General features: G+C 49.3%; 11 protein-coding genes. 10 read left to right on the forward strand and 1 reads right to left on the reverse strand.

Going from position 1 to position 12,747, the window contains the following annotated elements; all coding sequences use genetic code 11:
- Positions 1 to 23 precede the first annotated feature (23 nt).
- From AC0YNT_RS08610 to AC0YNT_RS08640, 7 genes are all read left to right on the forward strand, one after another.
- Positions 24 to 1,079, forward strand: coding sequence for an aliphatic sulfonate ABC transporter substrate-binding protein (locus AC0YNT_RS08610; protein ID WP_475804190.1), 1,056 nt, complete (start codon positions 24 to 26; stop codon positions 1,077 to 1,079).
- 15 nt (positions 1,080 to 1,094) lie between these two features.
- Positions 1,095 to 1,889, forward strand: a complete 795-nt coding sequence (locus AC0YNT_RS08615; protein ID WP_475804191.1) for an ABC transporter permease — start codon at positions 1,095 to 1,097, stop codon at positions 1,887 to 1,889.
- A 4-nt stretch (positions 1,890 to 1,893) separates the two neighbouring features.
- Positions 1,894 to 2,727, forward strand: coding sequence for an ABC transporter permease (locus AC0YNT_RS08620; RefSeq protein WP_475804192.1), 834 nt, complete (start codon positions 1,894 to 1,896; stop codon positions 2,725 to 2,727).
- Positions 2,728 to 2,786: 59 nt separating this feature from the next.
- On the forward strand, positions 2,787 to 4,139 hold the full coding sequence (locus AC0YNT_RS08625; RefSeq protein WP_475804193.1) for an LLM class flavin-dependent oxidoreductase: 1,353 nt from the start codon (positions 2,787 to 2,789) through the stop codon (positions 4,137 to 4,139).
- A 130-nt stretch (positions 4,140 to 4,269) separates the two neighbouring features.
- A complete protein-coding gene (locus AC0YNT_RS08630) occupies positions 4,270 to 4,554 on the forward strand; it encodes a hypothetical protein (RefSeq protein WP_475804194.1) in 285 nt (94 codons plus the stop codon).
- Positions 4,555 to 4,600: 46 nt separating this feature from the next.
- On the forward strand, positions 4,601 to 5,308 hold the full coding sequence (locus AC0YNT_RS08635) for a DNA alkylation repair protein (RefSeq protein WP_475804195.1): 708 nt from the start codon (positions 4,601 to 4,603) through the stop codon (positions 5,306 to 5,308).
- A gap of 99 nt (positions 5,309 to 5,407) precedes the next feature.
- Positions 5,408 to 5,854: an SRPBCC family protein gene (locus AC0YNT_RS08640; RefSeq protein WP_475804196.1), complete on the forward strand. Its 447-nt coding sequence runs from the start codon at positions 5,408 to 5,410 to the stop codon at positions 5,852 to 5,854.
- A 57-nt stretch (positions 5,855 to 5,911) separates the two neighbouring features.
- Here the strand turns inward: AC0YNT_RS08640 and AC0YNT_RS08645 are convergent, their stop codons facing one another.
- Entirely contained in the window at positions 5,912 to 8,845 is a 2,934-nt protein-coding gene (locus AC0YNT_RS08645) for an alpha-L-rhamnosidase-related protein (protein WP_475804197.1), read from the reverse strand.
- Positions 8,846 to 9,040: 195 nt separating this feature from the next.
- Between AC0YNT_RS08645 and AC0YNT_RS08650 the strand changes: the two genes are divergently transcribed.
- The 3 genes from AC0YNT_RS08650 (at position 9,041) to AC0YNT_RS08660 (ending at position 12,636) form a co-directional block, all read left to right on the forward strand.
- Positions 9,041 to 9,985: an MBL fold metallo-hydrolase gene (locus AC0YNT_RS08650; protein ID WP_475804198.1), complete on the forward strand. Its 945-nt coding sequence runs from the start codon at positions 9,041 to 9,043 to the stop codon at positions 9,983 to 9,985.
- A gap of 106 nt (positions 9,986 to 10,091) precedes the next feature.
- Positions 10,092 to 11,648, forward strand: a complete 1,557-nt coding sequence (locus AC0YNT_RS08655) for a tetratricopeptide repeat protein (protein WP_475804199.1) — start codon at positions 10,092 to 10,094, stop codon at positions 11,646 to 11,648.
- 157 nt (positions 11,649 to 11,805) lie between these two features.
- Positions 11,806 to 12,636, forward strand: a complete 831-nt coding sequence (locus AC0YNT_RS08660; protein ID WP_475804200.1) for a sugar phosphate isomerase/epimerase family protein — start codon at positions 11,806 to 11,808, stop codon at positions 12,634 to 12,636.
- The last annotated feature ends 111 nt before the right edge of the window (positions 12,637 to 12,747 follow it).

The following is a 12,747-nucleotide window of genomic DNA, read 5'->3' on the forward strand; positions in this document are numbered from 1 at the left end:
GTCTTGAAGGAGATGTAAAATAGATGAGAAAAAAATACGGATTTATGACGGCAATACTCGCTTTGGTGTTAATCGTTGCGGGCTGCGGCAATTCCAATAACAATGCAAGCGGCAATAACAAGCCTGCTGAATCAGCGGGTGCTTCGGCTAACGAGGGCGGGAACGCTTCGAATGCGCCAGCCTCTTATGATGGCGTAACCGTAAAAATTGGCGTGCAGGGCAAAGGCGGTTTGTTTGGTAAAGCACAAGAGGAGAAATGGTTTGAAAATGCATTTGAAGCATTGGGAGCTAAAGTGGAATGGGTAGAGTTCCAAAGCGGTCCTCCAATGATCGAAGCAATGGCTTCCAATCATCTCGATTTTGCAGGCATGGGCAATATGCCGCCAATCTCCGCACAAGCGGCCGGTATTGATTTCACAATTATTTCGCAGCTGCTGGATGGTAAGAACAACGTTGCAATTATTGTTCCGACAGACAGCGACATTAAGAGCATTGCCGATCTTAAGGGCAAGAAGGTAGCCGTTACCAAGGGCAGCAACGCCTATAACTTCCTCTATCGCGTGCTCGATAAGGCAGGCCTGAAGCAATCGGATATTCAAGAGATTCAATTGCAGCCGGATGAGACACAGCCTTCCTTTGAAGGCGGCAAGGTAGATGCTTGGGCGGTATGGGATCCGTACATCTCCCTGAATACGCTGAGCGGCAAAGCCCGCGTGCTTGCTGATGGCGAGAGCGAAGGCGTATTGTCTCCGTCGTTCCAACTGGTCCGCAGTGATTTTGCCAAGAAGTACCCGGATCTTGTGACTTTGTATCTGAAAACCTTCGAAGAAGCACGCAAATGGGAAGCCGATAATCAAGACGAGGCGTACCAGCGTTATGCCGATGAGCGCAGCATTCCGCTTGATCTGGTGAAAGGCATGCAATCTCGTTCGACGATGATTAATATTCCGGTAAGTGATGAGACCATTGCAGATCAGCAAAAAACGGCTGACTTCCAATACGAAGTAGGGACTATCCGCAAACAGATTAAAGTCGCAGACGTATTCGACAACCAATATATCGAAAAAGCTCTCAAATAAAGAAGAGGTGCACTCATGCAGATAATGAGGAATAAGCTTGCGTTTCGTACGGTTCATTTCCTTATCGGAATGATGGTTCCGGCGGCGGTACTGGTCATCTGGCAAATAGCATCCTCAAACGGCTGGGTAAATGCCGTGCTGATCCCGCCCCCAAAGGACATTGTGGACGAATTCGGACGCATGCTCTCCTCGGGTGAGCTGCTGACCAATCTGCGCATATCGGCAGGAAGGGCGCTGTTTGGATTCCTGATTGGCGGCGGGCTGGGCCTCGCGGCCGGATTATGGGTAGGCTTCTCGCTCAAAGCCGAGAGGCTGCTCGATCCGTCGCTGCAGCTGCTCCGGACGCTGCCTCACCTGGCTGTCGCACCGTTGTTCATTCTGTGGTTCGGCTTTGGCGAGACTTCTAAGATCCTTCTCATCGCGAAAGGGGCGTTCTTTCCTCTCTACGTGAATGCGTTCTTGGGTGTTCGTTCGGTGGACCGTAATTTATTTGATGTGGCTCGTGTATTGCAATTTACGAGATGGCAGACGATTACGAAGCTCATTCTCCCTGCTTCTCTTCCTTCTCTCTTCCTCGGGGTTCGGCTTTCCATTGCGGTTAGCTGGCTCGGATTGGTTGTAGCCGAGATGATGGGCTCCAGTTCAGGAATTGGTTACATCATTAATGATGCACGTTCCTTCTCGCTGACATCTGTTATTTTCGTGGGCATCATTGTGTTCGCGGTTGTGGGTAAAGTGACCGATTCTATCGTGAAGTTTGTAGAGAAGAGACTTTTGCGCTGGCAGGATTCCGTAGGCGGGGAGGGGTAATGAGATGAGTACAAATGAGGCTGCTTTAGGTTCCAAGTCAGGCGGGAAGCAGACGGCAATCAGCCGTGAGCGCCGGGCAGGGATGCCGAGATGGCTGTACGGATGGGTACTGCCTGTAATCGTACTGGGCTTGTGGGAAATAGCATCGGCTCTTGGGCTGGTATCCGAATCGGCATTGCCTGCACCTTCTCGGATTGCAGCGGCATTCTGGAAGCTCTGTGTAGACGGGGATATGGCGAAGCATCTTTCGACAAGCGCCATTCGGGCGGGCGGAGGTTTTCTGCTTGGTGGTGTGACGGGATTGCTGCTTGGCGTATTTACTGGACTTGGCAAATGGGCAGAGAGAACGCTTGATCCAAGTATTCAAATGATTCGGACGGTTCCCCTCCTTGCTGTGATTCCGCTCTTTATTCTCTGGTTTGGCGTAGGTGAATTCTCGAAGGTGCTGCTTATTGCGCTTGGCTCCTTCTTCCCGCTCTACTTCCACACGCATCTTGGGGTACGTAGTGCCGATCGTAAAATGTACGAGGTGACCCGCATTCTGCAATACTCCAAGCTTCATTTGCTGACCAAGCTGATTATTCCAGCGGCATTGCCTAACATTCTGCTGGGTATCCGATTATCGGTCGGGGCTTCTTGGCTGCTGCTCGCCGTAGCAGAGATGATGGGCGCAAGCGCTGGAGTTGGTTATATGATTCAAGATGCTCGTGTGTATGGACAGACAGACATCGTTTTCGTTGGTATTCTTCTGTTCGCGCTGGTCGGCAAGCTGTCGGACTCCGTCGTGCGGCTGGTGGAGAGAAGATGCCTGCGATGGAATAACACCTATAAGGGCTGATTGATTGAGGCCTGTAAGTTAAAGTATAAAATCTAGATCTGGAAAGCGGGGAATCATGCATGACTCGTCAACGACAAGGGCAGCTTCATCTAGGTGCATTTATTTATTTTACCGGGCATCATCATGCCGGCTGGCGCCATCCTGAATCAGGCGTGGAGCAAATGTTCGACATTAATTGGTATAAGCAGATTGCTCAAACGGCGGAGAAGGGCAAGTTCGATATGATCTTTTTCGCGGATCTGCTTCACCTGATCTTCCCAAGCCGGGCAGCAGCAGGCATGCTTGATCCAGTAGCTCTGCTGTCTGCTCTGTCGACGGTAACGGAGAAAATAGGTTTGACAGCAACGCTGTCGACAACTTATAACGAGCCTTACAACGCGGCACGCCGGTTCGCTACACTCGACCACCTCAGCGGTGGGCGTGCAGGGTGGAATATTGTTACTTCGCAAGTAGATACAGAAGCTCGTAACTTCGGCAGAGAGAAGCATCCTGAGCATGCGACGCGCTACGAGATGGCGAAGGAATTTGTCGACGTCGTTACGGCGCTGTGGGACAGCTGGCCGCAAGAGTCACTCGTTATGAACCGGGCATCGGGAACCTTCGCAGACGAGTCCAAGTTCCGTGCTGCTGATTACAGCGGACAATTTTATTCATCCCATGGATTGTTGAACGTGCCGCGCCCACCACAAGGTTATCCAGTCCTCATTCAGGCGGGATCCTCGGGGCCAGGTCAGGATTTTGCAGCGAGTATTGGCGAGGTGATCTTCACAGCTCAAACTTCACTTGCCTCAGCGCAAAGCTTCTATAGCAGTGTAAACGAGAAGCTCCTTGCCATTGGACGTGAGCGGGGCAGCCTGCTTATCATGCCGGGATTATCTCCGATCCTTGGCTCGACGGTGGAGGAGGCTCGCCGCAAGGAGCGGGAGCTGCTCGACCTTATTGATCCGCAGGAAGCGGTAATGATGGTATCCGGTATGCTTCAGACCGACCTCAGCCAATATCCGGCCGACGAGCCGCTGCCCGATATTCCAGATCCAGTAGAAGCAAGCAATGGCATGAAGAGCCGCGTTCAGCTGATTATGGACCTAGCTCGTAAAGACAACTTGTCCATTATTGAGCTTGGACGAAAGCTTCTTGGAGCGCGGGGGCATATGCAGTTCGTTGGTACGCCAGAGCAGCTTGTGGATCTTATGGAAGAGTGGTACGAAGGATACGGCTGCGATGGCTTTAACATTATGCCGCCGGTATTGCCGGGTGATCTGGATGACTTCGTTGAGCACGTTGTTCCTGAGCTTCAGCGCCGCGGGCTGTACCGCGAAGAGTATGAAGGCTCAACGCTTCGGGAGCATTTGGGGTTAGCAAAACCATCGATCGATCATTTCAAGAAACTTGCAGCTAGCTTGCAGGTATAAGCTGCGCAGGTTGTTCAGAAGGACTATACGAAGGGGCACTCCAAATGGGGTGCCCCTTTTATTTTCATGTATTCTATTTCCGGTCCCCAATTAAAACCTTTAGACAACCACACTGCTTATTTATGCTATTATGGCAGTAGTTGAATCTATCCCTATCATTTCTTATGAATGCGCTGTCATTTTAACTACTGAATTGAAAGTAGGTTCGTTAAGATATGAATTTTATCCTCATGGCAGCGATGTCTTTGGTACAACCAAAGAAGCGTGCATGGGCCTGGGATTGTCTATTTCTGAGCGTATCTTAAATTGTCATGGTGGATATATTGAAATAGTAGACAGCAATGAATCAGTCACGGAAATAAAAGTTTCTATTCCTTTACTAGATTACGAGCAGTTTGACTCTGAGGCTCAGTAATACGCAATATTCGATTTTTATCTAATAACCAAAGGATGTGTCAGCAATGAAACTAGAAGAGGTTATGCAGGGGCTTGAAGCGCTTGGCAAGGAACGAAGCAAAAAGATGTATCAGTCCAATGGTGCGCATGAACCTCTGTTTGGTGTGGCGACTGGGGCAATGAAGCCTCTCTTCCGAAAAATAAAGCTCAACCAGCCATTAGCGGAAGAGCTCTACGCGACAGGAAACTATGATGCGATGTACTTTGCTGGGATAATCGCAGAGCCTAAAGCGATGACGGCGGCGGACTTTGAGCGGTGGATTGATGGAGCTTATTTTTATATGCTGTCCGACTTTGTGGTTGCTGTAACCTTGTCAGAATCGGATATTGCACAAGAAGTGTCAGATAAATGGATTGCAAGTGGTATCGATCTGAGAATGTCAGCAGGCTGGAGCTGTTACTGCTGGCTGCTCGGCAATCGTCCGGATCGTGAGTTCTCCGAAGAGAAGCTTGCCGCTATGCTGGAGCTTGTGAAAAACACGATTCATGAAGCCCCTGAGCGGACAAAATACTCGATGAACAATTTCATGTATACGGTGGCGGTATCCTATCAGCCGCTTCATGAGAAGGCCGTCGAGACCGCGAATGAAGTAGGTCCGGTAGAAGTGAATTCCGGAACAGCTAAAAGCAAGTTCATTCATGCAGCTGTTAATATTCAAAAGGCGGTAGACAGAGGGCAGACGGGCTTCAAGCGTAAGCATGTAAGGTGCTAAACCTGATCATATCCCCTAAAAAACACTTGCACCTTACGCAACGTCATCTTTTATGATTGAGCTATAGCAAGGCAAAATCATTTTGAGGGGGACATCGTCATGACAGCAACGGCAGGCAAAAATGAAGTTATAAACACTCGAGAGTTCGATTATCCAAGAGAGTTCATCTTCAAAGCTTGGACAACGCCAGATCAGCTTTCTCGTTGGTGGGGACCGAAGGGCTTTACCAATACGTTTCATGAATTTGATGTGAGACCGGGAGGACAATGGCGGTTTGTTATGCATGGACCAAATGGTACAGACTATCCGAACCACAGTGAATTTGATGAAATCGTACCAGAGGAACGTATCGTCATTCATCATCTGAATGCCCCTGAATTTCAGGTGACGGCTTCTTTTGAAGAGGTTGATGGCCGAACAAAATTGACGTTCCGTCAGGTGTTTGTGAACGAGGAATTCGTCGAAGGGGCCAGGACTTTCCTAATGGAAGCGAATGAACAGAACTTTGATCGGCTGAACGATCTGCTTGCCGAATTATATAGTTGAGTTGTAATTACAAAAGAAACCACTCCTTGATTAGGAGTGGTTTCTTTATTGTAAGCTCTACAGCAATTTCACCCGCTGAATCTTCACGGCGCAAGCAGCCGGAACCCGGATATCAAGCTCTGTGAGCTCGGGAGCGGTGACGGTCAGCTCGGTAATCGCACCATTCACGGCTTTCCAGGCTACCTCGATAGATCCGTCCTGCGGCAGAGGAACAATTCCCTTGGCCCAGCTTAAGTCGCCGCTTTGTGGCTCAATAAGGACCTTCGTCCAGCCTGGTGCGGCAGGTCTTACTCCCAGTACGTAAGCACCGAGGAAATAGCCAGGTGCAGCAGACCAGGCATGGCAATGGCTGCGGGTCAGATCGTTCTCGTTTGCTCGGTTCATCGTGGTGTGGCCATACATCTCCCAGCATGTAGTTGCATCGTTATCAAGCATAAATCCGTAGTTCGTTCGGATGTCGTCGAGTATCCACTGCAGGCTGCCATTAGCCATCAATGCTTCATAATAGAAGAAGGACATAAACGGACTGCCAACCGGTACGAACCCTTCTGGAGTAGCAGTTAAGTACGCCTTCAGCAATGCCTTACGTTCTTCATCCGCAACATCCGCAAGGAGCGCCATTACCTGCGTCTGCATGCTGAAGATGGTCGAGCGGCGGCCTCCTGGATGAATGCAGTCGAGATAAGCACCGCGTTCATCGCTCCAGAGATGCTGATTAATGGCCGACTTCATTTTAACGGCGATCTCTGCGTAAGGTTTCCCCTGCTCAGGAACTCCCGCTAATGCAGCAATAGCAGCAGCATCCTCCAGAACCTTCTTCAACATCACATTCTGATGCGTTACAATCCCGTCATCCGGCTGATCGATTGGCGCCCAGTCCAACAGATTCCAACCTTTCATATCCAGCAGATCATCCGAGTTCAGAAGCTTCAGATAATGATCCAGTGTGAATAGGATGGAAGGAAGCATCTCTGCCGCAAAATCACACTTGCCTGTGTGCTCGGCATATTCCCGGCAGGCTACAATCCAGAAGAAGGTCCAGTTCGGAATGACACTTGTCCATGCGCTAGGAACCTGGTCACCGTAAAGCGGCGTCTGGAACGCAGAGCCTGGTACCAGTCGAAGGCAGCGCTCTACGATGTCCGTTCCTCCGAATGCATAGTAATTGACGAGCGCCTCGTTGCGGCTGTCTCCGACCCAGAAGGTCTGCTCATACGCCGGGCAGTCGACGAAAGTATCCTCCATGCAAAGCTTGGTTGTATGCTTCGCAAGGTCCCAAATTCGGCCTAGTCGATCATCCGAGCATTGGAAGCTTCCGATCTCTGGTGCAGGATAGTTACTTTGAATGAGCCGGACATCCCGAATGTGCACCGGACTCTTGGCACCACGTACAGTGACGATCAGATAACGAAGCCCTCTGCGGACAGGAGAGGCGTAACGCTGGTAGCCTTCCCTCGTCACATAACGAAGCGTATTGTCCAAGCCAAAGGTATGTTGAATATAGGTATCCTTACGGTATTCAATACCGTACCAATCAATCGTAACGCCAGCCTCGGCCTCCAGCTCGAATTCGAGGAAGCCGCTCCACTCCTTGTCGAAATCAATCATAAATTCCGTATCTGCATGATTGAATACAGGAACGATGGCCGTATCCGAGGAGGCAACCGCAATACGCTGAAGCGAAGCGGGAACAGCATAAGCTTCGGTCTCCCGTTTTGCGAATTGCGGCATAAAGGCATCTTCGCTGTTAGCTAGCAAATGAGGAACAGGTTCAATCGGATAGCCGGTTTCGCGCAGTTCATCAATCGTTGTAATGGAGAGCATTCGATCAGCAAACTGATCTCTTGCCGCCTCCCACGCTGCGAACTTGTCATATTGAACAATATAATCGATACACGTATAAGAATAAGTAGGGCCGATACGAACAAATGGGGACACCGTCCTGTCTGCCTTGCCGGATTCCACCTCCAGAGGAGAGACCCACTCGATCTCTTTGTCTGAATCTACACCTATTCGGTTGCTATGACCATGTTCAGGGCCATAAACGGTGTATAACAATACATGTTCGCCTGCCGGTAAATGAGCGCGAATGCCAGCAAGAGGTGGATCTCCTTCCATATCCTCAGCCGTATAAACTTGCTCGCCCAGCCTGACAATACCTAGTCCACCAACGTGGAACATCAGCTTAACCTCGGCTGCTTCTTTTAAGCGCAAAGTTGTCATGAAGGCTCCGCAGAATCGGATATGGTTGGCATTCTCTTCCCCTGGGGTCTTCATCAAATGATACGCATCTATAAATGCTGTAAGCTGATACGGGACAACCCGATTTAACGATATGACACGTGTCGGCAGAACAGGCTCCTCCGTCAAGTAAGGAATGTCTCTTGGGTGGAGACGCACCCACGGCTCCATCCCAGCCGCACCAATAACCTCTGCCTGCTGCCATTGAGCATCTGAATACTGCGATGAGGTCCAATCCTCTGCCAGCTTTCTTCCATCGATTCGCTCCGAGAAGGCTAATTGACAGGACATGCGCGAAGTGGCTGGATCCTGCCCTGCGTGCAGAGAAGTACGCCAGTCGGCTCCCGTCTTGGCGAGTGTCATTTCTCCATCCTCCGAGAGTACATCTAATTGGGCAAGCAATCCTCCCCGACCTCTTAAGTAGACGAAGTTAGAGATGCCGTAATGCATCACTTGCACCGCAATCGTATTGACTTCGCCGCGCCGCAGAAGATGGCCCACTTCATGTGCATCATAGAAAATATCCGTCGAATAGTAACGAACGGGACCTCTGCCTACTCTTGTTCCATTGACGTACAGCTCATAACGAGAGTCTGCCGTAATCCATAAGACGGCTTTCGCCAATGCATCCAAATCACTCGGACAGGTGAAGGAGGTTCTGAACCAGCGCCATTCGTTACGCGGACTCTCCTGAGATCCTCCCCAGATCCAGCTTCCTTGCCAGGGTGTTTGCTTTTCGATAATAGACATGATTATCCTCCTATGGCTTAATGTCGGTCAGTTAGAAGAAAGCGCTACCAGCCCTTATTATAAATATAGTAATCAATTGAAAGAGGAAAAAATAGATCGGATCTCATCGTATAATTGTCCGATATTAATGTAATAGACAGTTTGTACTTCACACGCATTCCGACTAAACTTGGAATATAAGAAGAGGTGATGCTAATGGCTCGGAAACGGTATAGCAATTTAGACCCATCAGCGACAGTCAAAACCTTCAGTGAAGTACGTCGCTGGCAAAAGGAACGCAAAGGCAAAGTGAAAGATCTAAGCTACCGAATCGGACAAGCCGAGCATAAGCAGCAGGCACTGCTCAGCAGTAACAAAAGTGAGTTGACGATTACCTGGATCGGACACTCCACGTTTCTTGTGCAAATCGCTGGCCTGACGATTGTGACAGATCCCGTATGGGCGAGCCGGATGGGTTTTGCCCGGAGACTTGAAGAACCAGGACTTACCTTGGACGAGATTCCGCCGATCGATGTTATTTTGTTGTCGCACTCGCATTATGACCATCTTCACAAGGGTTCTTTGAGGAAACTGAAAGGTTCACCTGTTGTGCTCGTGCCTGAGGGACTTGGTTCGATGATGAGGAAACTTATGCGCGGCAAAGAAGTACATGAGCTGCCATGGTGGGGACATGTGAAAATAGGTCCTGTCGAGTTTCATTTTGTACCGGCGCAGCACTGGGTAAGACGTACTCTGACGGATACGAATACGTCCCTTTGGGGCGGATGGGTGATCAAGCGTTCAGAGGAAGAAACGGTCTATTTTGCCGGAGACAGTGGTTATTTCGCAGGATTTAGTGATATTGGAGTGAGGTTCCCAGACATTACGTATGCACTTATGCCGATTGGTGCCTACGAGCCGGAATGGTTTATGGGTGCGCAGCACGTATCGCCGGAGGAAGCTGTACAAGCCTTCGTTGATGTTAGAGCAAAGCAGTTTATCCCTATGCATTACGGAGCATTCCGATTGGCCGATGATACGGCGAAGGAAGCGCTGGATCGCTTGCTTGCAGAGTGGCAGCGAAGAGGCATGGATTCGAATAATCTGAAGCTGTTAAAGCATGGCGAGACGTTATGGCATACGGCAAATGGGCAAAAATGATACAATGAAATATATTGTGATAAGCATGTACATGATTTGATGCGCAATTGGGGAGAATCCCACTTGGCAGGAATCGAATAATTTCCAGAGAGCAGGATTAGTTTAAATGACAGTTAATCATACCGAACGTTACCGTTTTAGCGAAGCCCCGATATGGAATATTCAGCGGGAATATTATGAAGAAGAAGGACTGAAGGCTTGGAACAACGACCAAGTTCCTCAATATATCACTTGTAATCCGATGATCGGAACGGCGTATGCTGAGATGATCTTTGGGTTTCTGCAAGACCGTGCAAATAAGGGGCATGTCTCTGAGTCTGTACAGATTGTAGAGCTTGGAGCAGGAGCGGGCCGATTTGCTTTTCATGTGTTACACGAGTTATGTAAATTGATTGACTATGCTGGGATCAAGCTGCCATCGTTCCGATATATCATGACGGATTTGGCGATGAACAATGTGGTGGCATGGCAGAAGCATCCCGCTATGCAGTCCTTTATCGCTCGAGGAATGCTTGATTTTGCACGATTTGATGCCGTTCATGACACGGATCTGAAGCTGGCTGTATCGGGCGAGACGATTAGTCAGGGAGATTTGAAACAGCCGTTAGTCATTGTGGCTAACTACTTCTTTGACGGTATTCCGCAAGAGCTGCTGTATGTCGGTGAAGGTAAGATATATGAAACAGATGTTTCTGTCGAATATCCGGAGAACAGGGAAGGGCTTAAACCATCCGAATTGCTCCATAAAATATCTTTAAGCTACGAGCATCGCCGGGCACCGGAGTACGAGGCAGATTCCTATCCTTACCGTGAGCTCATAGGCTTCTATCAGGAGCATTTGGAGGATTCCCATATTTTATTTCCAAGCTCCGCATTAACCTGTTTAGACCGCCTTAATCTGTTGTCTGAAGCAGGATATTTATTAATAACCGCAGACAAAGGGGATCACTTGATCGACAACTTTAAATTTGCGGGACCACCGGAGCTGATCCTGCACGGCAGCTTCTCCTTTACGGCGAACTACCATGCCATTCAGCAAGTGTTGGAGAAGCAAGGAGCCATTACGTTATTCCCACCCCATCATTATAAAAATATAAATGTGGGTTGTATGATCAATGTGCACTCCCCAGAGGAATGTCTCCAAACCAGATTAGCTTATCGTCGATTTATTGCGCGATATGGGCCAGATGATTTCTTCAGCTTGAAGGAATTGGTCGATCGTAATATCGATAGCATGGGGATGCAGCAATTCTTAAGCTTCTGGCGCCTAGGCGGCTATGATGCGGAATTCTTCATTCAAAGTACGAAGCGGATCTCTAGTCTGCTGCCGGATGCGAATGACGATGAGAAGGAAGATCTCCTGATGGGGATCCACATTATGACATCATCGTACTATGTTATGGAGCAGCGTTATGATCTTTCTCTTGAGGCTGGACTGGTCCTGTTCGAGATGGAGCTGTACGAGGAATCCAAAAGGTACTTGGAAATCTCGGTAGAAGAAGACGAGGAAGAGATTGTATCCACCGTATTTTATTGCCTGGCCATCTGCTGCTTCGAGCTGGAGCTCATAGATGAAGCCTTGAATTACACGAGGGAACTACTCAGACTTGAGCCAGATCATGAAGAAGCGTTGGCGTTGATCGAGGGGTTTGAGGCGGAATAGGTTATAGATGAACAGATCTAACGTATAATGAACAGGCCGTGACTAGAAAACAACTAGTTGCGGCCTGTTTTGTACCTGTACCCTTTTGTTCGGCATAGCTAAAAATCTGGTATATAATAGATACAAATAAGAGCCAAAGCAGGAAAGGGAGATTGTCATGTCAGTTGGAATATTAGCGCATTTACTTGGAACGATGCCCTATAAGGAATTGGCGGGGAAGACTGCCGCACAAGGGTTTCCCTATGTTCAATTGGCTTTGGCAAAAGCCTTCTCGGATGTGGATGCCAGACTTGGTAAGCTAAGCCCCGGTTTGGCGCAAGAGGTGGGCGGGGCATTTGCGGAGAATGGTGTACGTATTGCAGTACTCGGCTGCTACGCGAGCCTAGTTGATCTAGATGATGAAGTATTTCGGCATAATGTTGACCGATTTAAGGAGCATCTGCGGAACGCAAGGCACTTCGGGGCACCTATTGTGGCGACAGAGGTCGGCGGCGTAACGGATCCGGAGCGTCGTGTCGAGCATGTCCAGCGTTTAAACCGTGCGCTTGAAGAACTGGTCGAAGAGGCCGAGCGTTGGGGCGTTACGATTGGGCTGGAAGCCGCTCAGGGACATATGATCGATACGACAGAGACACTGGCCGAGACAATCGATCGGTTCCCGTCCTCCTGCGTTGGCGTCGTGATGGATCCGTGCAACTTAATGAACCCAGCTCGTTTTGAAAATCAGGAGCACACTATTCGGGAAGCTTTCCGCCTGCTTGGTCCACGTATCGTAAGCGCGCATGTGAAGGACCTGAACCGTGCAGCAGATGGCACTCTGAGGGAAACAGCGGCTGGCTTAGGCGAGCTCAACTATCCGTTATTCTTCGAGCTTCTTGAGCAGTACAAGCCGTATGGCTTTGCGACGATGGAAGCGGTAAGCGAATCACAAATGGCAGAGGCAGCACGGTTCGTTCGTGATGGCCGGTTAGCTGCGAGAAAGCTTTAGCACTTTTTTATAGATACTCATATAGATAAGTCGAGATGGCAAAGTCCTACCTGCAAGAGCAGGTAAGGGCATTGCCTTTTTTGTTTTTGGGCTATTTTACATGTGGGCAAA

Source organism: Paenibacillus sp. J22R56, from assembly GCF_056269375.1.

Coding starts and splice junctions, on each gene's coding strand:
- AC0YNT_RS08610 (WP_475804190.1), top strand. CDS start 24: ATGAGAAAAAAATACGGATTTATGACGGCAATACTCGCTTTGGTGTTA.
- AC0YNT_RS08615 (WP_475804191.1), top strand. CDS start 1,095: ATGCAGATAATGAGGAATAAGCTTGCGTTTCGTACGGTTCATTTCCTT.
- AC0YNT_RS08620 (WP_475804192.1), top strand. CDS start 1,894: ATGAGTACAAATGAGGCTGCTTTAGGTTCCAAGTCAGGCGGGAAGCAG.
- AC0YNT_RS08625 (WP_475804193.1), top strand. CDS start 2,787: ATGACTCGTCAACGACAAGGGCAGCTTCATCTAGGTGCATTTATTTAT.
- AC0YNT_RS08630 (WP_475804194.1), top strand. CDS start 4,270: ATGGCAGTAGTTGAATCTATCCCTATCATTTCTTATGAATGCGCTGTC.
- AC0YNT_RS08635 (WP_475804195.1), top strand. CDS start 4,601: ATGAAACTAGAAGAGGTTATGCAGGGGCTTGAAGCGCTTGGCAAGGAA.
- AC0YNT_RS08640 (WP_475804196.1), top strand. CDS start 5,408: ATGACAGCAACGGCAGGCAAAAATGAAGTTATAAACACTCGAGAGTTC.
- AC0YNT_RS08645 (WP_475804197.1), bottom strand. CDS start 8,845: ATGTCTATTATCGAAAAGCAAACACCCTGGCAAGGAAGCTGGATCTGG.
- AC0YNT_RS08650 (WP_475804198.1), top strand. CDS start 9,041: ATGGCTCGGAAACGGTATAGCAATTTAGACCCATCAGCGACAGTCAAA.
- AC0YNT_RS08655 (WP_475804199.1), top strand. CDS start 10,092: ATGACAGTTAATCATACCGAACGTTACCGTTTTAGCGAAGCCCCGATA.
- AC0YNT_RS08660 (WP_475804200.1), top strand. CDS start 11,806: ATGTCAGTTGGAATATTAGCGCATTTACTTGGAACGATGCCCTATAAG.